Consider the following 24,733-nt stretch of genomic DNA (forward strand, 5'->3'; position numbering starts at 1 on the left):
TTAAGGATTTGTAAATACCTAGTTGTAGGTATAGTACTACCTATCCAAATGTTTGAGTTTTGGAATAAACAATTCAACTATGAGTAATCTTAAAATACCTGAGAAACATTTTCATTTATTGCTCAACACATTAGCAGATAAATTATTTAAAAATGAAGGATTTAGATATGTATCTAAAATTAAATGCGATGGCAATGGCCCTACAGATTATACTTACGAAGTAGGATACGATCCAAATGACCTTGAATTTAAAGATAAAGTACCTGAAAAAGTTTATTTTAAAGAAATTGATGATTCATATGATGATAATTTATTCGTTTGTACTAAACTATTAGAAGTTAATAAAATTATTCCTGATTCAACATGTTCAAAAATTGATAATGAAATATCAGGTGAAAAAATTTTAGGAGGAGGAGGTATAAAAATTAACCCTCAAACTATAGGAATCACTACACTAGCTGTTGTTTTTAAAGATGACTTAACTGATAGATTATTTGGTTTAACCTGTAGCCATGGTCTAAGAGATGAATCACCTATTTTTTATTCACAAAAAACTAAGACTAAGTACAAACATATAGGGAAAGTATATTATAAAAATCCAAGTACTAATATGGATTATGCTATAATAGAAATTTTTCCAAATTCTATTGGTGACGTAAATGAAGGGGTTTTGTTATATACTAATAATGATGAGATCCAACAAAATATTATTCATCATAAAGAAGGTACTCCAGTTAGAAAATACGGGGTTATAACCCAAGGAACCTCAGGCACTATTGATTCAGAAGATGTAAGCTATAAGTATAAAGGAAAGTTACTTAAAGGGAATTATATGGTGAAGGGTAACTCTCCGTGTCATTTTTTTGCAGATGAAGGTGACTCAGGCTCATTAGTTATTAATGATGAACTTAAGCCTGTAGGTATAATAGTCCAAATACAAGCAAATAAATCTATAGTACTACCTCTAATAAATATTATTGAACATATAAATGAGAATACTTCTCAAAAAATCGAATTAATTTTTAATCATTAAAGCCATGAAACTACAAGACCTATTAACTGTAGAGTTAAACTCTAAATTATTTCAACCAATGACTTTTGAAGATAAATATGGGACCAGTTTTGTCATTTCCGGAAAATTATCTACAAGAAAAAAAGGATCAAAAACATTTTTGGATTATATTGAGCTTAAATATATTAGACAATTTGGGTTAATAAATTATTCATTAAATGATATTACTAATATTGAAAGAGGTGATGATCCTGAATTCCCTATTGAAGTCATTTTAATAGACCTTGAATTAAGATCATTCACTGACAAATCAACAGTAATAAAAAGAAAAGTCAAAAAAGATATACCTGTAAAAAAAGGTGATATTATTCATTTAAGAATAAATAGAGATATTCTTGATCTTGATCTCGAAGATGATATAAATCCAATAGGCTATAATGCAGATTTAACTGTAATCTGCAGATCAAAAATAGGTGGATGAAATTAAACACAACAATTACCTTTCTAATAATTATTGCTATTTTTTTTTCATGTAAGCAGAAAAATATACAAATTAAAAATGATAAGAGGTACATAGATAGTTTAACGATATATTTAGACCGATTTCAGTTAGATAAAATAGAAAGAGTAAAAAAAGAATACAACTTGTCATCTGATTTGCAAAACTTAATCAGGTGGCATTTGTCATATATTAAATATGGTGAAATCAATTTACCCCCAGATTCTATTACAAAAAAAATAATTAGCAATAATCATTTATATTTCTTAAAAAATTTAACACTAGGAGAGTATTATCAAAACAAATCCAGTTCAGATAGTTTGGCTCATAAATATTTTTCTGAAGCTAAGAAATTTGCTTTACGAAATAAGAATAAGATTCAATCAAACTTGGCTACAAAAAAGATAATAGAGTTACACTTGGGAAAAGATAATGATAAAGCTCGAAATATTTTAAGTTACCAAATAAAAGACTTAAAAAAGTATAGTTTTGATAATACCGAAAAGTTGTGGCAATGTTATTATGAACTAAGATTTATATCTTCTGTAAAAAAAATAAATTATATAGATGAATTATTACAGTTAGAAGAATTGATTGGTGATTCCAATCATTTTCTTAAAGGAAGATGCCAACAATTTATAGGAGTATCATATTTTTTCTTCCTCAAGAATCTAAAAAAATCAAATGAATATTATTTAAAAGCAAATTTGAATTATGAAAAAACAAAACTACTTTTTCCTAATAGCTTCTCTTTCGGTATAAAAGTTAATATTGGTGTAAATTATTATAAGCTCAATCAACAGAATGAATCTATAAAGTATTATAAAGAAGGGGTATCTGTACCTATAATATTGGGAAGACAAAGGTATAAGAAATCTATCGCTTACGATTGGATTATTAAGTATTATAAAAATATAAATAAACTAGATTCTGCCTTAATATACATTGATAAAAAAAATAAATTAGATAGTCTAATTTCTTATGGAAATAACCTTGAATTTTCAACTATATATAATAACCAAAAATTAAGAGATGAAAGTGAAGAACAGAAAAAAACGTACGATAACTATCTTATTGTAGGAATTTCATTTTTTTTATTTCTGATCACTATAAGTTCATTAACAATAAAAAACTCCCGTCGTAAACGCCTCTTAGCAATTCAAGAAAAAGAATTAGAGATTCAGAAAAATATTGCGCTAGCACAAGAAAAAGAGCTAGAAACTCAAAAAAATCTTACCCTTTTAAAAGAACAAGAAATTACGACCATCAACGCTATGATAGAAGGCCAAGAAAAAGAACGAAAGCGTGTGGCTGAAGATCTTCATGACAATTTAGGATCTGTGATAGCTACTTTAAAATTGCATTTTGATAATCTACGGATCAATAGAGAAAAGAAAAAAATCGATCAGGAAACTTTATTTGATAAAACCGAAAGTCTGATCGATGAGGCTTATAAAAAAGTACGTAGTATTGCCCATGCTAAAAATGCTGGGGTTATAGCAAATCAAGGACTCTTAACCGCCGTAGAAATAATGGCAGAAAAAATCTCTTCTGCTACCAATAACTTTGAAATTCAAGTCGTATACAGTGGTTTGGATACTCCTTTAGACAATAGTTTGGAAATTGCCTTGTTCCGTATCATTCAAGAATTGACTACCAATATTATCAAACATGCAGAGGCTTCTTTTGTTACCATTGGACTGAATGAACATCAAGACGGAATCAACATCATGATTGAAGATAATGGGAAAGGAATGGATGCTTCTCAAATTAATCTAAAAAAAGGAATGGGGCTGCATTCTATTCAAACTCGTGTAGAACATTTAAAAGGTGATTTTACCATCGACTCTACTCCTACCAAAGGAACCACGATCATTATTAATGTGCCTACTTAATTCGGACACTGAGGCTCTCGAAGTGTCTAGATAGCTACTTCTTACCAAATACTTCGATACTTCAACTAGCTCAATACAGACAACCCTTACGTCAAAAGAGAATACCTAATCGAAGGGATTCTGTAAAAGAAATTCTTTTATAACTTTAGCTTACCTAACTGAAAAGAAAAAGTAATATGATTACCCTCGCTATAGCTGAAGACCATCAGATGCTTATTGATGGTGTAAAAGCCTTCTTTGAATATGATGAAGATGTCAATATTATAGGAACTGTCAACAACGGACAGGACCTTGTTAAACTGGTTTCCTTAAAACAACCCAAACTAGTGATTACCGATATTCGTATGCCGATCATGGACGGTATTCAAGCAACCAAACTCATTAAACAACAATTTCCTCATATTCGAGTCTTGGCCATGACCATGTTTGATCAACCGGAAGCTATCAAGCAAATGTTAGATGCCGGTGCTACAGGGTATATCTTAAAGAATTCAGGGATTAAAATGCTATCCAAAGCCATTGTCACAGTTGCTGGCGGAGAAACCTTCTTTGACCCTAATGTTGCCTTTAATTTTATGAATGACTACATTGAAGATAATGTAAAGATTGGCAAAACTGATAAAGTAGTACTCTCAAATCGTGAAAAGGAGATTCTACATTTAATTGCCAATGGCAAGACTTCTAAAGAAATTGCAGAAAGCTTATTTATCGCAAAAACTACCGTAGATACGCACCGTAAGAATATGATTCGAAAACTACAACTAAACAGCGGTACAGAGCTAATCAAATACGCTGTGGATAAGAAATATCAGTTCTGATTTTACCTATTTATAGGTATTAATCTTTCTAAAAGTAGCTTTTAAATTTGATTAAAATTCTAAAAACAAATAATCATGAAAGGCTATTCATTACATATTGGATTAAATTATATAGATCCAATGCACTATGGTGGGTGGGATGGTAAATTAAACGCATGTGAATACGATGCACATGACATGGAAAGTATTGCTAAATCATTAGGGTATTCAACAAAAACATTAATTAGAGAAGAAGCTACTCGTAAGAATGTTATTGAAAAAATAGAAAATTACTCTAAACTATTAAAATCTGGAGATATACTTTATATTTCATATTCTGGTCATGGAGGGCAAACACCAGACTTAGATAATGATGAAATGGATGCTCAAGATGAAACTTGGTGTTTATATGATGGGCAATTAATTGATGATGAATTACACTATCTATGGTCTTTATTCAAAGAAAATGTTAGGGTATTAGTAACATCTGATAGTTGTCATAGTGGTACCATTTTAAAATCTAGGAATTCAATTTCAAAAGCTAATAAATCAGAGGAGTATTTATCAAAAAATCTCCCTTCAGAAATTACTACTAGAACTTACTACAAAAATATTGATTTTTATAGTAAGGTTTTATTAAGATTAAAAAACAAATCAAAATTTAAAATCAAAGCTTCTATTAAGCTGATTTCAGGTTGTCAAGAAGATCAACTCTCATATGATGGTACATTCAATGGTGTATTTACTGCGCATCTAAAAAAAGTTTGGAATGGTGGTAAGTTTAAAAATAATTACGAAATGTTTTGTAATAAAATTCGAAAATCAATAAATGATCCTGAACAGATTCCTAAGTTGACAAATCTAGGAAAGAGAATGACAAAATTTGATAAACAAACACCTTTTCAAATCGTTTAATCTAAAACATATTCAGTATGGACAAACTTATTATTATTGCCTTTTTAGGGGCACTTACAAATGAAGTTCTACATTGGTACAACTTAAAAAAAGAATTAAAGGGAGATGTAAAGGTTACTAACTCTAAAAGCTACTGGATAATAACTATTATTTCAATGATTACTTTTACGATAGCCACCCAATGGGTTTATCAATTTATTTTACCTAATACTAGTTTGAGCGAAGAAGCTAGAGTATTTTTAACTGCTCTTTCCTTTCCTTTTATTATAAAAGATATTTTTAAAGTTATAATTAAGTCATTTACTTCTTTTCTCCCTTCTCAAGGAGAACGTGAAGGACATCCTAGAGGGAGGCCAGAAAACGATATCAAAAAGAAAGGCTCTTTTACAATTCTAGAGTATTTGAAATAAAAATTAAAAAAAGACGGTTAAACCGTCTTTTTTTTAATTCGCTACCTCAGAGATAAACTTGATTCGCATGAGTCGGAGTTCCTCGTCATCATAATCGCCATCAAATTCATCCATGGCATCTTGTATTTTGTCAGATTCTGCTTCCATAAAATATTCGTAGATCTCTTCTTGCTGATCTTCATCTACCAAATCTTCTATGGCATAATTGATATTCAATTTGGTTCCGGAATATACAATGGCTTCCATTTCTTTGATCAACTCAGCCATTTCTAATCCTTTAGAGCTAGCAATATCTATCAATGGAAGTTTTCTATCGGTATTCTGAATGATATATAATTTTAGCCCTGAATTAACTCCCGTACTCTTTACGATCAAATCATCCGGTCGAGTAATATCATTATCTGCTACATATTTTTCTATCAAGGTTAAGAACTGCCTTCCAAATTTTCTTGCCTTCCCTTCTCCTACTCCATGTACTTTAGACAATTCTTCCATAGTGATCGGATATTTTAAAGCCATATCATCTAAAGAAGGATCTTGGAAAACCGCAAAAGGTGGTACTTCTTGTTGTACAGCAACCTTTTTACGCAGGTCTTTCAACATTTTCACCAGCTTCTCATCTGCAGCCCCACCGGAACTTTTTGTATTGGTAATAATATCTCCGGTATCTTCTTGCGAATACACATGATCTTCCGTCATCATAAAAGATTGAGGATTTGCTATAAAATCCTTTCCTTCTTCTGTGAGTTTGATCACTCCATATTGTTCGATCTCTTTTCGGATGAGATTTACCACCAAAACTTGTCGTAATAAAGCCATCCAATAAGCACCATCTCTTTCTTTACCACATCCAAAGAATGGTTGCAAATGCGTTTTGTGAGAATTCAACATTGCATTTTCTTTACCTATCAGGGTATTGACAATCTCTTTGGATTTGTATTTTTCTTTGGTATCTCGTACAATAGAAAGTAACTTGACTACTTCTTCTTGTGCTTCGTGTTTTTTCTTTGGATTACGAGTATTGTCATCCATGTCGGCTCCTTCTCCATTCACTTCATCAAACTCTTCTCCGAAATAATGCAACAAGTATTTTCTTCGCGACATAGAAGTTTCTGCATATCCTACTACTTCTTGTAGCAAAGCATGTCCTATCTCCTGTTCAGCTACAGGCTTGCTAGCCATAAACTTCTCCAGCTTTTCTATATCCTTATATGCATAGAATGCCAGGCAATATCCTTCACCATCGTCACGCCCTGCTCTTCCCGTTTCTTGGTAGTAACTTTCCAAACTCTTAGGAATGTCATGGTGAATCACATAACGTACATCGGGCTTATCGATTCCCATTCCAAATGCAATGGTAGCCACAACTACATCACAGTCTTCCATCAAGAACATATCTTGATGCTTTGCTCGAGTTTTTGCATCTAAACCTGCGTGGTAAGGAACAGCTTTGACTCCATTTACTTGTAAAACCTGAGCAATTTCTTCAACCTTTTTTCGGCTTAAGCAATAGATAATTCCAGATTTGCCTGTTCTTTGGCGTACAAAACGAATGATATCTTTTTCTACTTCTTTCGTTTTTGGACGTACTTCATAGAACAAATTGGGTCTATTAAAGGAAGCTTTAAAGGTTTGAGCTCCTGTAATACCTAAGGTTTTTAGAATATCTTCTTGCACTTTTTCTGTAGCCGTAGCCGTAAGACCAATCACAGGCACATTATCTATTTGCTTGATAATATGTTTAAGGTTTCGGTACTCTGGTCTAAAATCATGTCCCCACTCAGAGATACAATGTGCTTCATCAATAGCTACAAAAGATATCTTTTGTCCTTTTAGAAATTCCACATATTCCTCTTTGATAAGAGATTCGGGTGCTACATATAATAGTTTGGTAACGCCATTTGCAATGTCTGACATTACTTGAGTAACTTCTGATTTATTAAGGGAAGAATTCAGTACATGCGCAATTCCATGCGTTTCTGAAATACCTCTTAAAGCGTCAACTTGATTTTTCATTAAAGCGATCAGGGGCGAAATTACGATCGCTGTTCCGTCTTTCATCAGTGCGGGCAACTGATAACATAGTGACTTACCTCCTCCTGTAGGCATAATCACAAATGTATCGTTATTGTCTAGTATGCTTTTTATAACATCCTCTTGCAAGCCTTTAAACTGACTAAAGCCGAAAAACTTTTTTAAAGAAGCGTAAATATCCATTTATAAATTTTTCATCTTATAACTTGCCATCATTTACACAGATTGACAATCCGTTTACAAATGTTTGGGGTCTCTGAATTTTGTAGTAAGTTTGTCTAATATTTTTATTACTTAAATATATAACTTTTTTTATTACGTATAAAAATAAATCAGTCCTTGGAAGATTTACAAAATATCACTGCTATTGCCAAAGAAACCATCCTTTTAGAGAGCAATGCAATAGCTAATTTAACGAATTTAATTAATTCTGATTTTGAAGAAGCTGTTAAATTCATCCTAAACTCAAACGGAAGAGTTGTTGTAACGGGTATTGGGAAAAGCGCAAACATTGCTACAAAGATTGTAGCAACTTTAAATTCAACCGGAACGCCTGCCATTTTTATGCATGCTGCCGATGCCATTCATGGCGACCTCGGGATCATTCAAAAAGATGATGTGGTGATCTGTATCTCTAAAAGTGGAAACACTCCGGAGATTAAAGTACTTGTTCCGCTGATCAAAAACTCAAACAACAAAATTATTGCCATTACCGGAAATGCAGATTCCTTTTTAGGAACTCAAGCAGATTTCACCTTAAATACTTTTGTAGAAAAAGAGGCTTGTCCTAACAACCTTGCTCCTACAACCAGTACAACTGCACAATTAGTAATGGGTGATGCTCTAGCTGTTTGCCTATTAAAGATGAAAGGGTTTACCAGCAAAGATTTTGCAAAATACCATCCGGGAGGTGCTTTAGGAAAGCGCTTATACCTGCGAGTTTCTGACTTGATCAAGAACAACCAAAAACCAGAAGTATCTACAACCACACCTGTAGCTGAAGTTATTGTAGAAATTACAGAAAAAAGATTAGGGGTTACTGCTGTTGTTAAAGACGAGCAATTGGTAGGAATTATTACTGATGGTGATATTCGTAGAATGCTGAATAAATCTACCGAGATCAGTAAATTTACTGCTCAAGATATCATGAGCACAAACCCAAAAACAATCTCTACTAATGCCATGGCTGTTCAAGCTTTAGACACTTTAGAGAACAATAATATTACGCAGATATTGGTTACTGATGAAGATCAACAATATATTGGTGTTGTTCATTTACATGATCTGCTTAAAGAAGGCATATTTTAGATGGTACAGGAAAAAGAAATGTCCTTTTTAGATCACCTTGAAGAACTAAGGTGGCATTTGGTAAGAAGTGTGGTAGCTATACTAGTAGTGGCTATTGCCCTATTTAGCTTCATTGGAATTGTCTATGAAGATTTTCTTTTAGCGCACTTAAAACCGGATTTTATTACTTACCGATTGTTTTGTGATTTCTTCACTTACTTTGGTATGGAAAGTAGTTTCTGTAATGTAAATCTAGATAACAATCTAATAGCCATTAAAGTAACCCAACAGTTGATGGATTCTATTTGGACATCTTTCATCTTAGGGCTTATTATTAGCTTTCCTTATATTTTATGGGAGATGTGGCGATTTATTTCTCCTGGATTACACGAAACAGAACTAAAGAAATCCAGAGGATTTATCTTTATAGCTTCTTTCTTATTCTTTTTAGGAGTACTATTTAGCTATTTTGTAATTGCTCCTGTTTCTATTAATTTCTTATACAATTATCAGATCACTCCTTTAATTGAGAACCAATTTACTATGGATTCCCATGTAGGCTTGGTTACCAACATGCTTTTAGGAGTTTCTATTATGTTTGAATTGCCCGTGATTATCTATTTCTTGTCTAAAATAGGATTGGTTACTCCGCAATTTCTAAAGCGATATAGAAAACACGCATTGGTAGTTGTATTGATCTTAGCTGCTATTATTACACCACCAGATGTTGCCAGTCAGGTTATTGTAGCAATTCCTGTATTAGTTTTATACGAAATCAGTATCAAAGTATCTCAAAGAGTTTACAAAAGACAAGAAAAAAATGCCAACAAATAAAGTACAAGAGTTTAACGATTATCGTTCTAAAATGAATGATAAGATCTTAGGTGGAGATCATAAGATCATCAAAAGAATTTTCAATCTAGATACCAACGCTTATAAAGAAGGACATTTGTCTGTTAAAACTAAAGAGTTGCTAGGCTTGGTAGCTTCTGCAGTACTTCGTTGTGATGATTGTATTGCTTATCACCTAGAAACCTGTTATAAAGAAGGTATCACAAAAGAAGAAATGATGGAAACCATGTCTATCGCTACATTGGTTGGCGGTACTATTGTGATTCCTCATTTACGTAGGGCTTATGAGTTTTGGGAAGCTCTGGAAGAAAACGATTTATAAGTATTTTAAGAGAATAGAAGCTTTCAATTCCTATATTTGACACATGATTTTAAGAGCGGATAACATTCAAAAAACTTACGGTAGCAGACAAGTAGTTAAAGGTATCTCCTTAGAAGTAGAGCAAGGAGAGATCATTGGACTATTGGGGCCTAATGGTGCCGGAAAAACTACTTCGTTCTATATGATCGTAGGAATGATTAAACCCAACGGTGGTAAGATCATTTTGGATGATGAGGATATCACTTCTTATCCTATGTATAAAAGAGCTCAAAAAGGAATAGGATACTTGGCTCAAGAAGCATCTGTTTTTAGAAAGTTATCTGTAGAAGATAATATCATGTCGGTACTTCAGTTTACAGACCTTTCTAAAAAGGAACAAAAGATGAAATTGGAATCTCTTATTGAAGAGTTCAATATCGGACATGTTCGTAAAAACAGAGGTGATCTACTTTCCGGAGGTGAGCGAAGAAGAACAGAAATTGCTCGTTGTTTGGCTTCTGATCCAAATTTTATCTTACTGGATGAACCTTTTGCCGGTGTAGATCCAATTGCTGTAGAAGATATTCAAAGTATTGTTGCCCATTTAAAAGACCGTAATATTGGAATCTTGATTACTGATCACGATGTACAAGCAACCCTAGCCATTACTGATAGAACATACTTAATGTATCAAGGTGGAATCTTAAAAGAAGGAGTTCCTAAAGATCTTGCTGAAGATGAATTGGTACGTAAAGTATATCTTGGAAAAGATTTCGAATTGAAAGAAAAGACTTTCTAATATCAACCTACTTTTTGCTTTGCGTTACTGTTGTTAATGATAGACAGTATAATGTAAACTACTATAATTAAAGGTACTGCCAAAAACTTTAGTGTAATCAATAATACTCCAGAGGTTATTATCAGCAGATACTTCATCATATTTTCTTTAAACCCAAAAGTTTTGAATTTTAACGAAAGTAACGGCAAGTTGGCATTCATTAAATAACTTAACATCAAAGTAATTGCTATTAACACATAATTATTTGATAGTAAATCTTTTACAAAATCGATATCAATTAATGGTAATGCTACCACAAATAAACTCATAGCCGGTGTTGGCAAACCTATAAAACTCTCTGCTTGTCTTGTATCTATGTTAAACTTTGCCAAACGATAACAAGCGGCAAGAGTAACGAGAAAACCAATAAAAGAAAGGTAAAATTCAGAATTATCAACACTGTTAAAAGCATTTATATTGATTGTTTCTTCAAAAAAAGTTTTTACTGCAAAACTATTTTGATTGAGTAAAGAAAACATTACCACACCCGGTGCTACTCCACTGGTAACCATATCGGCTAAAGAATCTAATTGTTTTCCTAGTTCTCCTTGTACATTAAGAATTCTAGCTAGAAAACCATCAAAGAAATCTAATACGATTCCAATTACAACAAATAAAAAAACGTATTCATATACGCCAACTACTGCATATATTGTTGCTAAAATTCCGAAAAAGAGATTTCCGAGTGTAAATAAATTGGGAATGTGTTTTTTGATATTCATCCTTTTTAAATTCGCCACTAAAATAGTAAATCCTTTGAGTGCACTTTTAAAATCCTGAATTTTTCAGCATATTTGTTGATACAATTGCTGGAAAACACTTAGAATGCCAATACTAGAATCTGACTTCATCCCTTCTCTGCCGTTCAGAAATGGTCATGTTAATACCGTATTCAGACCTTTATTTATGAAAGAAATTCATAATTACAAGCGTATACGAGTTGAGACTTGGGATCATGATTTTATCGATCTTGATTTTTCTACAACAGGTTCAAATACGTTAGTGCTTTTGATCCATGGTTTGGAAGGAAGCTCTGAGTCTAAGTATATGATCTCTGCTGCCAACGAGTTGAATGCTATTGGATACGATACTGTTTCTTTTAATCTACGCGGATGTAGTGGTGAAGACAATAGACTACTACAAACCTATCATAGTGGAAAAACAGAAGATGTAGATTTTATAGTCAATTATTTATTGGAGCATTACGATTATGAAAAGCTTATGATCGTAGGGTATAGTTTGGGCGGAAATCTAACTTTGAAGTATTTGGGAGAATATGCCGATCGTGTTCCTGATAAAGTTGTAAGTGGAATAGCTGTTTCGGTTCCTGTTGACCTTGCTTCTTCTGGAAAACTAATGGCAACACTTAAGAATAAGATCTACATGGAAGAGTTCTTAAAAACACTTCGACAAAAGGTCTTGTTAAAAGCCGAAAAGTTCCCCGAATTCAATATAAATAAAGACAAATTATTTAAAGCTAAGGCATTCAAAGATTTTGATGAGCTCTATACAGCGCCTGTCTTTGGTTTTGACAGTCCAGAAGATTATTGGGTCAAGGCAAGCTCTAAACCTTATCTACTAAAGATCAAAAAGCCTTGTCTTCTCATTACCTCTTTAGATGATCCTTTTCTCCCAGAAGAATGCTATCCATACAAAGAAGCCGAGTCTTCTGATTTCTTTCATTTGCTTGTTACAAAATATGGAGGTCATGTAGGTTTCATTTCTGGCTTCAGACAACAAGACAATCGTTGGTTAGAGCAAAGAATGATTCAATTTTTTAAAGACAATACTTAAACCGTACAATATCTCTCGTTTTCTCAAGTTATTTCAATATTATATTTAGATATTTGCGTAAAGATCTCATAGTTCCATTGAAAAGAAAACTGCTTATATTTTCTCTTATCTTTCCAATACTGATGAATGCTCAGGCGGTAAGAAACTATTCTAATGAATTTTTGAATATTGGTGTAGATGCTGCTGCATTGGGAATGAGTCGATCTGTGGTTGCCACCACCAATGATGTCAATGCTGTTTATTGGAATCCGGCAGGACTTGTTAATATTGAAGATTATCAAGGGTCTATTATGTACGCTTCTTATTTTGCAGGAATAGCCAATTATAATTATGCCGCTTTTGCCATGCCTATTGATAAGCAAAGTGCTTTAGGAGTGTCTTTGATACGTTTTGGTGTAGATGATATTTTAAATACAACTGAGCTTATTGACAGTCAAGGAAATATTGATTTTAACAGGGTCAGTCTCTTTTCTGCTGCAGATTACGCTTTGACAGTGTCCTATGCTAAAAACCTTATTTTTAAAGATCTGTATTTTGGTGTAAATGCCAAAGTTGTAAGAAGAACAATCGGAAAGTTTGCAAATTCATGGGGGTTTGGTTTTGATGCTGGGATTCAATACGAAAGAGATGATTGGAAGTTTGGTTTGATGGTAAGAGATATCACCACTACTTTCAATATTTGGAATATAGATGAAGATGCTTTTGCCACTATTCAAGGAGCAATTCCGGGGCAAAATCAGGAACTGCCTGAAACTACAGAGATCACAAAGCCAAAAGTACAATTTGGAATGGCTAGAAAATTTGACATCGGACGTACATTTCATTTATTAACTGAAGTTGATTTGAATTTACGTTTTGCAAGAACCAATGATATTATCTCAACAGGATTGGGAAGCATTGATCCTGCAATAGGTTTTCAGCTAGATTATGAGAATTTTGTATTCTTACGTGCAGGTGTTGGGAATTTTCAGAAAACCACAGAGTTTGACGGTAGTAAAAGTTTATCTGTACAGCCTAATTTTGGAGTAGGTTTTACATACAAAGGAATTCAGGTAGATTATGCTTTAACTAACATTGGAAGCATAGGAAATGCTTTATTTTCCAATATTTTTTCAGTAAAAATCGATTATAGTTTTTTTAGAAGATAGCGTATGAGAAAAATCTACTTTATCCTTTTGTTTCTTATTGGTTCTTTTCAAAGTGTTTCTGCTCAGCTACAGGTATCAGTATATTCTGAAGTGAGTATTATTACTGTTGGACCGGGTAATGATTTCTTTGAAACTTTTGGTCACAGTGCTATCCGTATTAAAGATCCGGTGTTGAATTTTGATCTGGTATACAACTACGGTGTCTTCGATTTTAATCAGCCTAATTTTTATGCAAATTTTGCTAAAGGACGATTGTTGTATAAACTAGGTAGATATCCTTTCCATTATTTTGTTCGTAGCAATAATGATGATAAAAGATGGATGAAAGAGCAGATCCTAAATCTTACCCATCAAGAAAAGCAAGCTTTCTTCGAATATTTGGAAGACAATGCTAAGCCACAAAACGCATCTTACTATTACGATCCTTATTTCGACAATTGTGCGACCAAATTAAGAGACATCACTCAGACAATTCTTGGTAAAAAAGTTGAGTTTCCTGATGAGTATGCAAAAGATGAATTTACCTTAAGACAATTGATGAACAAAGAGTTAGCTTGGAATCATTGGGGTAGTTTTGGTATTAATTTAGCTTTAGGAACTAAACTGGATCAGAAAGCAACTCCGGCTCAATATATGTATTTACCTGATTTTGTATATGTTGCTTTTAAAGACGCTAAAAAAACAGAAAACGGAACTACTACTCCATTGGTAAAAAAAGAGACAGATGTTCTTAGTTATCCTGAAAAAACTCCGGCTACTGTTTGGTACAATCCTCTTTTGGTCTTTTCTATTTTATTCTTGATTAGCGTTTATGTTACTTTTAAAGATATAAGAAAGCAAAAGAGATCTAAATGGTTTGATTTCTTTGTGTTTTTCTTTACCGGTATTTTGGGAACCCTAATCGTGTTTTTATGGTTCTTTACAGATCATAGAACTACTCCAAACAATTTTAATTTCTTATGGGCCTTTGCTCCTAACCTAATTGTTGCTTTTGTACTATTGAAAAAGAACATTCCAAATTGGGTCAGCTATTATGTGAAAGTTTGCTTGGTTTTCTTAGTTGTATTGGGAATTCTGTGGATTGTACAAGTACAGTTGTTCTCTCTAACCATACTTCCTATTCTAGGAATGTTACTTTACAGGTATTATTATTTAAATAAGCTATTGTCCTCTAAAGAATAGAACTGTGGTCATAGTCTTGATGATAATCTTAAAATCAAGATAAGCACTTTGTTCTTTTATGTAGAAGAGGTCGTAACGCAATTTTTTCTCTTGTTCGTCTAAATTTCCTGCATAAGGATAATTTACTTGCGCCCAACCTGTAAGTCCGGGTTTTACAACGTGTCTAATTGCATAAAACGGAATCTTTTCTTCTAGGTCTTGCACAAATTCTGGCCTTTCTGGCCTTGGGCCTATCAAACTCATATCTCCTTTAAGAATATTAAAGAACTGAGGAGCTTCGTCTAACCTTGTATTTCGTAAGAATTTTCCGAACATCGTAATCCTTTTGTCATTCTTTTGCGCATATTGTGCTCCTTGAGATTCGGCATTCACCACCATAGACCTCAATTTATAGATGGTAAATAGTTTTCCTTTTTTTCCTACTCTTTTTTGAGTATAAAATATAGGTCCTCTATTTCCTATAAGGTTGAATAATAAAATTAGAGGAATCATGGGAACAAAGATCAACAAGCCTAACGAAGAAACCACAATGTCAATAAAACGATGGTAAAATTGATAAATCTTCTTTTCACTATGACTACTTAAGTTGATATTGTTGTAAAAATGATGATCTAAATATTCTTTTGGCACTCTGTCTGTAATCTCTTCGTAAAAGCTTTCAAAGCTCTTGATATTAATTCCCTCCTCAAAGAGTGTAATAATGCTGTTGTTAAGTTTAGAGATTACATTGCTTGAAAATCCGCGAGTGCTTAAGATAACTTCCTTAGCATTTTTTTCTTTTACCAGTTTGTATACATCTACATTATTAACATCAAAGAACTGCCCATAGTTTTTATTTTCTTCGTCTGAAATGTAACAGATAACATTATGAAACCCTCTTTCTTTTATGAGATCTAGCATAGTACCCATTCTTGTAGCGTGAGAGATTACAATGATATCTTTGAAATATTTAGGTGAAAAGAGCACCCACATATATATAAATCTCCATAACAGAACTGGCCCAAACATCAGAAGGAACAAATAAATAACCTGTATCCTTTTTTCTGGTAATGATGGAGAAAAATAAGGTGTAAATGTGAAAAATAAGGTTGTGATAAAAGCTGTTAAAAACAAACTCCTTGATACTTTAAACCTGTTACTGGATACATTAAGGTCGTATAACTGAAAGATCTCTCCAAATAAGAAATAGTAGAAGATCAATAAGGTTAGCCACATGTAAACAGAGTCAGAGCCAAAGGTAATGTAGTCCTGAATTGAAAACTTAGAGGATAGCCAGACACTTAAAATAATAACAACGACATCAAAAGATCTAAGTAAAACTTTTCTTTCTGATAAGTCTATGTGGGAAACTTTCAAACTCATAATTGCATATTATGCCATCACAATATCAGGGGAACATTACGAATATGACCAAAATTATAAAAAAAAACCATCTGAGGAATTACTAATCGAATAATTTAATATATAAATTACTTAGATAGCTAAAGTTATGGTATTTCTTAACGTAATTTAATCCTTTTGTTCCTAAATTGTTTCTTTCTTCTTCAGTCATCGCTTGTAATTTTAATACAGCTTCTTTGATCGATTCTGCACTTTCAGGCTCTACAACATAACCACAACCTGATAATTCTACAGGGTCTTTTATTTTGTTTGAAGAAGAGATTACCGGCTTACCTGCCAACATATAATCGAAGAATTTGTTTGAGGAAACACCATAATCAAACAATGGCGTATTATTTCTTCCTACAAAACAAACAGAAAAATTCTTCAACATTTCCTGTACTTGATCTTTATTGATCTTATCAATAAAAGTTACGTTGTTATTTCCTGAAACTTTATTTTTTAATTCTTCTTTTAAATATCCATCACCTACCAACACAAAGTGTATATCATCATTTTCTTTTAAAAGAATAGAGCAATCGATCAAATACTCTAACGCATTTGCCATTCCCATGGTACCTGTATAGCCTATTACAAACTTGTCTTTCGGAATTTGCTGAGTTATTTCTGCCGGTAATAGTTCTTTATTCAAAAGAGATTCGTCTATTCCGTTCGGAATCCAAAAGAATTTAGAAGGGTCTTTAGAAATCTTATCGATATACATGTGTGCGTTGGGTAGCAACGATACAATAGCATCTGATTTTCTGTAACCAAACTTTTCTATCCAAGCCATTACAAGAACAATAGGGTGCCATTTAGGATACCCCTTCAAATACATTGGCGTTAACGGCCATAAATCTCTAATTTCAAAGAACAGTTTTTTGGCTTTTAGTTTTTTCTTCAAATACCATCCTGTAACAATCGGGAAAATAGGCATTGACGAAACCAAAATATAGTCTGGTTTCCCTAATAGATCTGCATTAAGCTTACGCGTTCTAAAAGCAAATCTGATCATACTCCAGAGCTTAAAAACACTTCCTCCATCATATTTAGGAACCTTAACCCAACAGAAGGTAATTCCTTCTTCAACTTCTTCCAGAGTAAACTTCTTAGTTTCATCTATGGTTGGTTGATTCTTGAAAAGGTGATTATAAGATCCAGAAATGATCTTGACCTCGTATCCATTTTTCACCCAATACTTGCTAAAATAATAATGGCGTTCTCCCCATCCGGAATCAGGTTTCCCTGATGTCATATTCAATACCCAAATTATTTTTTTACTCATTTCTTTATCCTAGATTCTATGATTTGAGGTTTTCCTGATTTTGTGGGAGCAATATAGTCTACTTCTTTGAACTCAATAGAAAAATTAGTGTCTTTTATATATTCTCTGAGCTCATTTTCTGCTCTAGTAATTGCTTTGTCTGAAAATTTTTCTGCTTTGATATATTCTATCGTAATTCCGGTTACATTTTCTTGTATCACTCTAAATTGCTTGATCTCAGGAATGTATTCAAAGATTCCTGTAAAAGAATGTACAACTAGCTTTGTACTATCCGGTAAAAGAACAATATCTGTTTCTCTTCCTACTACTTGTTTTAATAAAGGGTATCCGTATTTTCTATTCTCAGGATAAGCTTCTTTTGGTAATTTGATTCCTAGGTCACCTATTTTATATCGAATCAACGGCATTGAGAAACAATCTAATCGAGTCACAACAATGTGTCCCATTTCTCCGTCTTTAACCGGTTTGTTATCATCATCCAGAATTTCAACAAAAACATGCGGACTTAGAATATAGTAATGATCCAGATCGTCTTGAGCAGCAATCATAAAGCCTTCATTGCTTCCGTAGGTATCAAAAACATTCGTTTTAAAGGCTTTTTGTATATTCTTTCTATAATGAGCAAACATTTTATCTCCCAGGCTTATAACTCCCTTTAATTGTATCTTATAGTCATTCTTTAAGGCGTATTCTGCAATAACATTCAGTGAAGAAGCATATCCTGCGAAAAAATATTGTCCATTTTTTCTTGCCACCTTATCGCATAACAACCTCAATTGCTCTTCTGTGTGCGAAAAAGCGTTAATATAGATCGTTTTAAACAAACGGTCTTTGATACTTTTTACAGCTCCTCTATTGGGAGTAATTCCGGTTTGTACCAAAGGCTTTCCAATCTTATAGCCAGACCATTCCCACCAATGTGTAAGAATTCCTCTTAAAGTAGATTGCTCTTTTTTGGTCATATAAACCGTGGTTTGTATTCCGCTAGATCCGCTACTTGAATAAGGAATTAGGTCTTTTTTACTGTATTCAGTTGATATTAGAGCGTCTAATTGTTCTCTAATCACCATTTTATCTATTACAGGAAAAGACGTTAAGTTTTCGTAATCTTTACCTTGATAATAAGGTACATGTGTACTAGCATAGTTTAAAATTGTTGCTAAGTTCTCTTTCTGTAATGCGTTCAGTTCTTCAGAAGAAAGTAAGTCGATCTTTCTCCAATAGTTGAGTTGTTTGATATAAGATGATCCGTTTACCACATCACCTATAGGCATTATTATTTTCTCTAATAAGAAACTGTACATGGGATCAATCTAAAATTTCAAACCATTTTGTTTTTACTTGTTCCCAACCAAAAGATTCTGCTTTTGATCGAGCTTTATCTACTAAAGCGGTGCTGTCTGTTTTGAGTAACTTTTTTATCGCGTTGGTCATTTCTTCTGCATTCTCTTTTTCTACCAACATACCATCAACGTTGTTTTCAATCAGAAATGGCATCCCTCCTACGTTGGTACTAACAACAGGAAGCCCTAAAGCCATTGCCTCCATAACACTTACAGGTGTATTATCGAAATTGGTTGTATTGATGAATATATCAAATTCTTCTGATCGTTTGACCCATACTTCTTTTGATAGAGTTCCGGTATACTCAACATCATCTGTCATTCCATACTCTTTTACTTTCTGTTGTGTTTTTTTAAAAGAATCGTCAATAACAGGGCCTACCATACAAAGTTTTACTTCAGAAAATTCCTTTTTCAAGTTATTAATTACTTCTATTGCCAGTAACGGATTGTATAAATGCTTAAAAGCCCTTACCCACAACAATCTAGGCTTTAAATCTTCTCTTTTTTTGAATTTATATTGATCTATTTCAAGAACGTTAGGAATGTGACCTACTTCGTACCCTTGTTCTTCAAAAGCTTGCTTCAAGTAATTAGAAGGAGAAATATTCTTGTATGAGTTTTTGAATATCATATTCGACATCCTTTTTGACCTCTTGATCCTACTAGGCAAGTTTCCTCCGTGTAGGATAGGAATGTATTTAATTGAAAATAATCTTGCTAACTGGGAAATTGTAAAAGCAAAATAAAAGTTCAGGCTGCTAAATGTATCTATAAAAATATAGTCTGATTTACGACCATGTTTTATGGTAGCACCACACATATCTAGCAAACGTAATGCCTTGTTTACTTTTGTTGATGATCGAGTTATCTTATAGCCTTCCTTAGTTAGTAAAGACGATAAGGTTTCCATTGTATTTACATATCCTGTTCTCGCCGAATTATCGTTTCCTATGTAAAGAATCTTTTTATTCTTCTTCATACCTAAGGTTTATGAGAGATAATGCATACATAAACCCTGGAAAGGCAATACGCATGGCTGAGTGGTTTATGGTAAAAAACCAAAAGAGGTAAAAGGAAATTAAAATTGCCCGTTGGAAAAAATCGAGTCTAAAAAAGTGAAAAATGGGTATGAAAATTAACATTGTGAGCGCAAAAAGCCCTATTAGTCCGTGTTCTTCAATAAGTCTTGCTACTTCATTATGAGAAGTACCTTTTGCATCTCCTTCTGCAAATCTTTTGTACTTACCATTTCCTACTCCAATACCAAAAATTGGAGTGTCTGTAAATCCTGACAATTGGGAAGTAAATAGTTCTAACCTTCCGGCTGTTACGTCTTTCTTCTTAATACCTCTTGCATTTCTTCCTGAATATCTATTATCAATCATACCTCCTGTTACATCTGAGGTATATAACCAAACACCTGCCAGAAAGACTCCACCTACAATAGCATATTGGAATATTTTAGCATAATCTCTTTTGTGAATAATATATAAAAAAGCAAATACCAAAAAACAAATACCTGCAGCTAGAATTCCTCCCCGCGAAAAAGTTAAAAGTCCCCGATAGGTAAAATACATCAGGATAATGGCATCTAGGATAAAAAAGCCTGTCAAGCTCCGTTTGGTTAGCATAAAGAATCCTATAACAAAAGCTGCAAACCCAATAATTGTTGCTACTTGGTTAGGACCGAAACCTCCTGATGTTTCTCCAATAGATACCCCTCCAAAAGCAATCTCGCTAAAACTAGGTGTTCTAAAGTAAATGAAGGTGATCATCGCAAAGACCGGTAGTAAAAAGAAGAACAATGCATTATAGACTTCTTTAAGTTTGATGCTTCTCTTGTAAAAATAAATAGCACTTACTCCAAGCATGAACGGACCACTTAAGTTAAATGCTACTGCTTTTCTAATGGATTCTCCATCCGGAACTTTGGTAAATACGATACCTAGTAATAACAGCATCAAATAAACAGGGAAACTCAAGGTAAGTTTCTGTTTTGTTGGACCATTTACCATCCCTAAAAACAGGATTACAATTGTTGTATATTTTCCTGTTTCAAACAAAGGTGCTCCTTTTATCATCCGCAGAAAAACTTCTAATCCAACAACATATGCAGCAATAATGAATGCTTCTTCATTTCTATTGTCTGAAAAGAGTACAGCAGCAACACAAGCGATAATTATGATATAACCAAAAAGTGACGGGAAAAAAGGAAGCGTAGCAAGAAATCCAATAAAAACATGGATTGCTATAAATGCAAGCTTATTATCTGTCACAAACTTAATCATAAACTAAAGTACGTACTTTTTAATTTACTAATAAAATGCTCTTCCGAAAAATAATCTACTACTTGTTTGTGTAGACTATTAGCTACTTCTTTGCTTATATCTTCATTTTCTGCCATCATTGTCATGCAATTAGCCAGTTCTTCAGGATCATTAGGAGGAACAATGGCGCGTTGATCTTTTACAACAGCTTTATTATTTCCTACATTGGTAAGAATAACAGGGAGTTTAGCCAATCCATACTCAAGAACAGAAATAGGAAAGCCTTCTTTTTTTGATGTTAACGTTCCAACAGTTGCCTGATTTAAAATATGTTTGATGTCACTTCGTACACCATAAAAGAATATTTTCTTTTCCAGGTTTTTATCTAAGATCATTTCTATAACATGATCTGCATAGTCATCTCCATAGTTTTTTCCTATAAGGTGTAAAGTCCAATCAGGATGCTTTTCTAAGAAAATCTCAAAAGCATTGATCAAATTAGGGTGATCTTTTACAGGTCGAAGTCCCGCTAAACAGACAATTCTTTTGCCCGGAAGCCCGGTTAGTTTGGTAATTTCTTTTTTGTTTGTAAAAGCTGCAAAATTGTTCAATACAATATTCTTCTTGGCTTTTAACTTTTTAGCAGACCATTCGTTCAGACCTACATTAACATTTAGAATAGCATCGAATAATCTGGAAAACAGTTTTAGAATTATAAATTTAATTCCTTTAAGGTTTACATAAGCTCCTGTATGATTATGCCAAATTAATTTTACTTTTCTCTTCAAAAGAAATTTAACAATTGTACTGGAAAAATATGAGGTATTGTGAGCATGTATAATATCTATCTCGTTTTCATTGATATAATCATGCAATGCTTTATAAAATTTCTTATCTACAGTTTTTCTTTTCTTTAGAAATATGTATTTGACTCTTTTGTCTATACTCTCTTTTAAAGAACTCTCTTTTCTGGCAACACATAGATGAACTTCTATATCTGGCTGTGCTGCAAGTAAGTTTACAACGTTGACTGTTAAAACTTCTGCTCCTCCAACAGTTAATTGATCAATAACATGCAGAACTTTCATTTTAGGAATATTTAAAAAGGTCTAAATAGTATTCTTCTTCTTTTTCTACATACTCTTCTTTTAGGATAGAATACAAGACATTATCGTGGTATGCATTGTTCATGTAAATAGATTTTCTTTCTGCACCTTCTTGCACCCAAAAACACTTTTCAAATAGTTTTTGTGATGCTGAGTTAAAATCTACAATATGTGTATGTAATCGTCTTACATTGATCTTGTTGAACAAAAAAGACATTGCTGTTTTAAGGGTATCTGTTCCGATCTTTTTTCCTCTCGACTCTTGTACTAGTTTTATAGCTACTAAGCCGTTGTTGGATATTGTATTGGTGAATTTAAAAGAAAAATACCCCAATCTTTCATTAGTTTCTTGATCACATACAATAAAGCGATGTCCTGTGTCTTTAAAGGATTCGAACCACTTTTTTTGTTTTTCTTCAGATACTAAAAATTCATTTCTTCCTTCCCAATAGGCTAATTCCTGATCGTTGACCAAAGTCAACATAAAATCAATGTCTGAATTTTCTAAAGACCTTAAATAGATTTTTTTTCCTCGAATCATAAAACAGATTTAATGATTTTCTTCAACTCTTCTTGAAAACTTTCCAAAGAATAGTTTTCGGCATATGCTATAAAATTAGGGCTTTCATTTTTACTAGAAAGGTAGTCGTGGGCATTTTTAATAGACTTTACCAATTCTTCTTTCGTAGGTGTAAAAGCAATTCCCTTATTTGGATCGTCAATAATGTCCGGTACATTTCCTTTATTGGCACCTAACGGAAATACATTATGAGCCCAAGCTTCTGCTATAGGCTTTGGCCAGCCTTCTTTTTCGCCGGGCATGATCAAAACATGACTCTTGGCTAAAAGCGATTGTGCTTTTTGAAATGGTAAACCTCCGTAAAATGTTACTCTTTCTTGTAAGCTATAATCACTTACCATTTGTTCTAGCTTCCCTCTTAGATCTCCATCTCCAATCATGTGAAAATGCCAGTTAAAGTCTACACTTGTATCTTGTTGTAAAAGGTTTAGGGCTTCAAAAATGAGCTCAAAGTTCTTTGCCCAATACATTCTTCCAATAGCAATAATTTCTACTCTTTCAGAGATTGGTGGCTTTGTCTCTGCTAATTTTTTTGCTTCATTGATTTCTGCTTTGCTCATCAAAGCCGGTATAAAATTCACAAAGTGTTTTTTATACACTTTATCATAGATCAATACTTTGTGTCTCTTATGGTACCAGTTTATAACTCTTCTGTCAATTTTTGTAATTAAGTTTTCACCTTCATAAGGCATATAGCTTCCCGCCCATTTTGTAATGGTGGGTTTAGGGAATATTCTTGTGATTATTCCTAGAATTGCACTAAAGAAGCCTGAATTTCGAATGTTAATCACATCGTATTTCCTCAATGAGAATAACAATTGAAGAGAGACAATAGGGAGAGATAACAGAAGTCCTATCTTATATAAAATTCCTCTGGAAGCATCAAAACTTGCTAATGAAATCAATTTGACATTGGTGTCTTTAAATCTGGCAAATTTGTGACGTTGACTTTCGTCATAAGGTCTTAGAATGGTATAAATATGAACTTCATCAAACATTTCTGTCCATAAGTTCATTTCTCTAACATAAGGTTCATAAGAAACAGGTTTCGCATCCTTATCATAAGAATGTGGTGCTGCCGACAGAACCAGTAACCGTTTTCCTAGCTTTTCCATTCTGTAAAAATAAGCTCTCTCGTTTTCTTTGCTCCAATATTAAAGAGTGCATCAATTACCGATAAGCCCATGATAAAATCGTTTCCTCTCTGTGAATATTGAATATCTTGTACGGGGAATTTTTGCCATAAAATATTGACATTGTTCTCTTCAAAAAGAGATTCATCCATATAGTTAGCTCCTCCTTTTCCTGCAATATAATCTGTAGCATTCAATTTTACACAGAGTTCTACCAAACGATTGTTTGGGTCTTCATTTTGTAAATTGAGTTCTGTAGATCTGATTACTTGAGTTTCTATTTCAAGCACCTTCAGTAAATACATGAATAACTGATAATTGATCTCGTTAAGAGAATTACTATCTGAGTTGATAATATTTTCTATTTCAGGGAAAAAATCAGCATAAAAAGGCGCTTTAGAATAGGTGTTAACTATGGTCTTAGCAATCTTCTTATAATCTTTAGACCTTACAATTTCTATATCAGCAATATGCGTTTCTAAACTTGCTTTCTTTACAGGAACAGTAAGCCAAAACTCTTTTTCTCCTACTTTGATCTTTGTTCTGTTCTGAAAATAATTCTTTCGAAATTGAACATTTTCTAACCAAACAAAAACATCTGATTTAGCTGCTTTGTTAAAATAGCCCATCCAGGGTAAGAAATGTGGTTGATGTGCAGAAACTATCAAATGA

At 33.1% G+C, this 24,733-nt stretch carries 24 protein-coding genes; 13 read left to right on the forward strand and 11 right to left on the reverse strand.

Translation table 11 applies throughout. The annotated features are described in order from the left end of the window. Positions 1-79 precede the first annotated feature (79 nt). The 6 genes from ACFSRZ_RS10245 (at position 80) to ACFSRZ_RS10270 (ending at position 5,528) form a co-directional block, all read left to right on the forward strand. Positions 80-1,033: a hypothetical protein gene (locus ACFSRZ_RS10245; protein WP_379666460.1), complete on the forward strand. Its 954-nt coding sequence runs from the start codon at positions 80-82 to the stop codon at positions 1,031-1,033. Between the two features lie 4 nt (positions 1,034-1,037). Continuing rightward, positions 1,038-1,493: a hypothetical protein gene (locus ACFSRZ_RS10250; protein ID WP_379666461.1), complete on the forward strand. Its 456-nt coding sequence runs from the start codon at positions 1,038-1,040 to the stop codon at positions 1,491-1,493. Next, positions 1,490-3,406 (forward strand): sensor histidine kinase, encoded by a 1,917-nt coding sequence (locus ACFSRZ_RS10255; protein ID WP_379666462.1) that lies wholly within the window; start codon positions 1,490-1,492, stop codon positions 3,404-3,406. The genes ACFSRZ_RS10250 and ACFSRZ_RS10255 overlap by 4 nt, the downstream gene beginning before the upstream one ends. Positions 3,407-3,582: 176 nt before the next feature. Further along, the gene (locus ACFSRZ_RS10260) at positions 3,583-4,224 is read left to right on the forward strand and encodes a response regulator (RefSeq protein WP_379666463.1); all 642 of its coding nucleotides are present in this window, start codon (positions 3,583-3,585) and stop codon (positions 4,222-4,224) included. 75 nt (positions 4,225-4,299) lie between these two features. Further along, on the forward strand, positions 4,300-5,118 hold the full coding sequence (locus tag ACFSRZ_RS10265; protein ID WP_379666464.1) for a caspase family protein: 819 nt from the start codon (positions 4,300-4,302) through the stop codon (positions 5,116-5,118). Between the two features lie 17 nt (positions 5,119-5,135). Beyond that, positions 5,136-5,528 (forward strand): hypothetical protein, encoded by a 393-nt coding sequence (locus tag ACFSRZ_RS10270; RefSeq protein WP_379666465.1) that lies wholly within the window; start codon positions 5,136-5,138, stop codon positions 5,526-5,528. 33 nt (positions 5,529-5,561) lie between these two features. On the opposite strand, the gene ACFSRZ_RS10275 is transcribed toward ACFSRZ_RS10270, so the two are convergent. Next, positions 5,562-7,745: a RecQ family ATP-dependent DNA helicase gene (locus tag ACFSRZ_RS10275; protein WP_379666466.1), complete on the reverse strand. Its 2,184-nt coding sequence runs from the start codon at positions 7,743-7,745 to the stop codon at positions 5,562-5,564. Positions 7,746-7,901: 156 nt separating this feature from the next. Here ACFSRZ_RS10275 and ACFSRZ_RS10280 point away from each other — a divergent pair, with 156 nt between their 5' ends. Genes ACFSRZ_RS10280 through lptB form a run of 4 tightly spaced genes read left to right on the forward strand, consistent with a single transcriptional unit; the run spans position 7,902 to position 10,801 of the window. Then, entirely contained in the window at positions 7,902-8,870 is a 969-nt protein-coding gene (locus ACFSRZ_RS10280; RefSeq protein ID WP_379666467.1) for a KpsF/GutQ family sugar-phosphate isomerase, read from the forward strand. Then, the gene (gene tatC, locus ACFSRZ_RS10285) at positions 8,871-9,683 is read left to right on the forward strand and encodes a twin-arginine translocase subunit TatC (protein WP_379666468.1); all 813 of its coding nucleotides are present in this window, start codon (positions 8,871-8,873) and stop codon (positions 9,681-9,683) included. Continuing rightward, positions 9,670-10,023: a carboxymuconolactone decarboxylase family protein gene (locus ACFSRZ_RS10290; RefSeq protein ID WP_379666469.1), complete on the forward strand. Its 354-nt coding sequence runs from the start codon at positions 9,670-9,672 to the stop codon at positions 10,021-10,023. Before tatC ends, ACFSRZ_RS10290 begins: the two co-directional genes overlap by 14 nt. Positions 10,024-10,066: 43 nt before the next feature. Beyond that, entirely contained in the window at positions 10,067-10,801 is a 735-nt protein-coding gene (gene lptB / locus ACFSRZ_RS10295; RefSeq protein ID WP_379666470.1) for an LPS export ABC transporter ATP-binding protein, read from the forward strand. 2 nt (positions 10,802-10,803) lie between these two features. Here lptB and ACFSRZ_RS10300 read toward each other — a convergent pair whose 3' ends face one another. Further along, a complete protein-coding gene (locus ACFSRZ_RS10300) occupies positions 10,804-11,562 on the reverse strand; it encodes a CDP-alcohol phosphatidyltransferase family protein (RefSeq protein ID WP_379666471.1) in 759 nt (252 codons plus the stop codon). A 103-nt stretch (positions 11,563-11,665) separates the two neighbouring features. Here ACFSRZ_RS10300 and ACFSRZ_RS10305 point away from each other — a divergent pair, with 103 nt between their 5' ends. The 3 genes from ACFSRZ_RS10305 to ACFSRZ_RS10315 all read left to right on the forward strand — a co-directional run bounded on the left by ACFSRZ_RS10305 (position 11,666) and on the right by ACFSRZ_RS10315 (position 14,964). Further along, positions 11,666-12,634 carry a YheT family hydrolase gene (locus ACFSRZ_RS10305; RefSeq protein ID WP_379666472.1) on the forward strand — a complete coding sequence of 323 codons (969 nt, stop codon included), beginning with the start codon at positions 11,666-11,668 and terminating at the stop codon, positions 12,632-12,634. A 77-nt stretch (positions 12,635-12,711) separates the two neighbouring features. After that, on the forward strand, positions 12,712-13,782 hold the full coding sequence (locus ACFSRZ_RS10310) for a putative type IX sorting system protein PorV2 (RefSeq protein WP_449301479.1): 1,071 nt from the start codon (positions 12,712-12,714) through the stop codon (positions 13,780-13,782). 3 nt (positions 13,783-13,785) lie between these two features. Beyond that, the gene (locus ACFSRZ_RS10315; protein WP_379666474.1) at positions 13,786-14,964 is read left to right on the forward strand and encodes a lipoprotein N-acyltransferase Lnb domain-containing protein; all 1,179 of its coding nucleotides are present in this window, start codon (positions 13,786-13,788) and stop codon (positions 14,962-14,964) included. Here ACFSRZ_RS10315 and ACFSRZ_RS10320 read toward each other — a convergent pair. The 9 genes from ACFSRZ_RS10320 to ACFSRZ_RS10360 all read right to left on the reverse strand — a co-directional run bounded on the left by ACFSRZ_RS10320 (position 14,944) and on the right by ACFSRZ_RS10360 (position 24,729). Beyond that, the gene (locus tag ACFSRZ_RS10320; protein WP_379666475.1) at positions 14,944-16,326 is read right to left on the reverse strand and encodes an exopolysaccharide biosynthesis polyprenyl glycosylphosphotransferase; all 1,383 of its coding nucleotides are present in this window, start codon (positions 16,324-16,326) and stop codon (positions 14,944-14,946) included. The two genes, ACFSRZ_RS10315 and ACFSRZ_RS10320, sit on opposite strands and share 21 nt — an antisense overlap. 82 nt (positions 16,327-16,408) lie before the next feature. Then, positions 16,409-17,629, reverse strand: a complete 1,221-nt coding sequence (locus ACFSRZ_RS10325) for a glycosyltransferase family 4 protein (RefSeq protein WP_379666476.1) — start codon at positions 17,627-17,629, stop codon at positions 16,409-16,411. Continuing rightward, the gene (locus ACFSRZ_RS10330; RefSeq protein ID WP_379666477.1) at positions 17,626-18,933 is read right to left on the reverse strand and encodes a phenylacetate--CoA ligase family protein; all 1,308 of its coding nucleotides are present in this window, start codon (positions 18,931-18,933) and stop codon (positions 17,626-17,628) included. Before ACFSRZ_RS10330 ends, ACFSRZ_RS10325 begins: the two co-directional genes overlap by 4 nt. A 4-nt stretch (positions 18,934-18,937) precedes the next feature. Further along, on the reverse strand, positions 18,938-19,954 hold the full coding sequence (locus tag ACFSRZ_RS10335; RefSeq protein WP_379666478.1) for a glycosyltransferase family 4 protein: 1,017 nt from the start codon (positions 19,952-19,954) through the stop codon (positions 18,938-18,940). Continuing rightward, positions 19,941-21,263, reverse strand: a complete 1,323-nt coding sequence (locus tag ACFSRZ_RS10340; RefSeq protein ID WP_379666479.1) for an O-antigen ligase family protein — start codon at positions 21,261-21,263, stop codon at positions 19,941-19,943. Before ACFSRZ_RS10340 ends, ACFSRZ_RS10335 begins: the two co-directional genes overlap by 14 nt. Further along, the gene (locus ACFSRZ_RS10345; protein WP_379666480.1) at positions 21,260-22,330 is read right to left on the reverse strand and encodes a glycosyltransferase; all 1,071 of its coding nucleotides are present in this window, start codon (positions 22,328-22,330) and stop codon (positions 21,260-21,262) included. Before ACFSRZ_RS10345 ends, ACFSRZ_RS10340 begins: the two co-directional genes overlap by 4 nt. A gap of 1 nt (position 22,331) precedes the next feature. Further along, positions 22,332-22,889, reverse strand: coding sequence for a GNAT family N-acetyltransferase (locus tag ACFSRZ_RS10350; protein WP_379666481.1), 558 nt, complete (start codon positions 22,887-22,889; stop codon positions 22,332-22,334). Then, positions 22,886-24,043, reverse strand: coding sequence for a glycosyltransferase family 4 protein (locus ACFSRZ_RS10355; protein ID WP_379666482.1), 1,158 nt, complete (start codon positions 24,041-24,043; stop codon positions 22,886-22,888). The genes ACFSRZ_RS10350 and ACFSRZ_RS10355 overlap by 4 nt, the downstream gene beginning before the upstream one ends. Continuing rightward, a complete protein-coding gene (locus ACFSRZ_RS10360) occupies positions 24,031-24,729 on the reverse strand; it encodes a WbqC family protein (protein ID WP_379666483.1) in 699 nt (232 codons plus the stop codon). The genes ACFSRZ_RS10355 and ACFSRZ_RS10360 overlap by 13 nt, the downstream gene beginning before the upstream one ends. Positions 24,730-24,733 lie beyond the last annotated feature (4 nt).

Origin of the sequence: Pseudotenacibaculum haliotis (genome assembly GCF_042684245.1) — a bacterium.
GTDB classification, from domain to species: Bacteria; Bacteroidota; Bacteroidia; order Flavobacteriales; family Flavobacteriaceae; genus Polaribacter; species Polaribacter haliotis_A.

Bases quoted from the DNA above. Each gene is read 5' to 3' on its own strand.
- ACFSRZ_RS10245 (WP_379666460.1), top strand. From the start codon at position 80: ATGAGTAATCTTAAAATACCTGAGAAACATTTTCATTTATTGCTCAAC.
- ACFSRZ_RS10250 (WP_379666461.1), top strand. From the start codon at position 1,038: ATGAAACTACAAGACCTATTAACTGTAGAGTTAAACTCTAAATTATTT.
- ACFSRZ_RS10255 (WP_379666462.1), top strand. From the start codon at position 1,490: ATGAAATTAAACACAACAATTACCTTTCTAATAATTATTGCTATTTTT.
- ACFSRZ_RS10260 (WP_379666463.1), top strand. From the start codon at position 3,583: ATGATTACCCTCGCTATAGCTGAAGACCATCAGATGCTTATTGATGGT.
- ACFSRZ_RS10265 (WP_379666464.1), top strand. From the start codon at position 4,300: ATGAAAGGCTATTCATTACATATTGGATTAAATTATATAGATCCAATG.
- ACFSRZ_RS10270 (WP_379666465.1), top strand. From the start codon at position 5,136: ATGGACAAACTTATTATTATTGCCTTTTTAGGGGCACTTACAAATGAA.
- ACFSRZ_RS10275 (WP_379666466.1), bottom strand. From the start codon at position 7,745: ATGGATATTTACGCTTCTTTAAAAAAGTTTTTCGGCTTTAGTCAGTTT.
- tatC (WP_379666468.1), top strand. From the start codon at position 8,871: ATGGTACAGGAAAAAGAAATGTCCTTTTTAGATCACCTTGAAGAACTA.
- ACFSRZ_RS10290 (WP_379666469.1), top strand. From the start codon at position 9,670: ATGCCAACAAATAAAGTACAAGAGTTTAACGATTATCGTTCTAAAATG.
- lptB (WP_379666470.1), top strand. From the start codon at position 10,067: ATGATTTTAAGAGCGGATAACATTCAAAAAACTTACGGTAGCAGACAA.
- ACFSRZ_RS10300 (WP_379666471.1), bottom strand. From the start codon at position 11,562: ATGAATATCAAAAAACACATTCCCAATTTATTTACACTCGGAAATCTC.
- ACFSRZ_RS10305 (WP_379666472.1), top strand. From the start codon at position 11,666: ATGCCAATACTAGAATCTGACTTCATCCCTTCTCTGCCGTTCAGAAAT.
- ACFSRZ_RS10315 (WP_379666474.1), top strand. From the start codon at position 13,786: ATGAGAAAAATCTACTTTATCCTTTTGTTTCTTATTGGTTCTTTTCAA.
- ACFSRZ_RS10320 (WP_379666475.1), bottom strand. From the start codon at position 16,326: ATGAGTTTGAAAGTTTCCCACATAGACTTATCAGAAAGAAAAGTTTTA.
- ACFSRZ_RS10325 (WP_379666476.1), bottom strand. From the start codon at position 17,629: ATGAGTAAAAAAATAATTTGGGTATTGAATATGACATCAGGGAAACCT.
- ACFSRZ_RS10330 (WP_379666477.1), bottom strand. From the start codon at position 18,933: ATGTACAGTTTCTTATTAGAGAAAATAATAATGCCTATAGGTGATGTG.
- ACFSRZ_RS10335 (WP_379666478.1), bottom strand. From the start codon at position 19,954: ATGAAGAAGAATAAAAAGATTCTTTACATAGGAAACGATAATTCGGCG.
- ACFSRZ_RS10340 (WP_379666479.1), bottom strand. From the start codon at position 21,263: ATGATTAAGTTTGTGACAGATAATAAGCTTGCATTTATAGCAATCCAT.
- ACFSRZ_RS10345 (WP_379666480.1), bottom strand. From the start codon at position 22,330: ATGAAAGTTCTGCATGTTATTGATCAATTAACTGTTGGAGGAGCAGAA.
- ACFSRZ_RS10350 (WP_379666481.1), bottom strand. From the start codon at position 22,889: ATGATTCGAGGAAAAAAAATCTATTTAAGGTCTTTAGAAAATTCAGAC.
- ACFSRZ_RS10355 (WP_379666482.1), bottom strand. From the start codon at position 24,043: ATGGAAAAGCTAGGAAAACGGTTACTGGTTCTGTCGGCAGCACCACAT.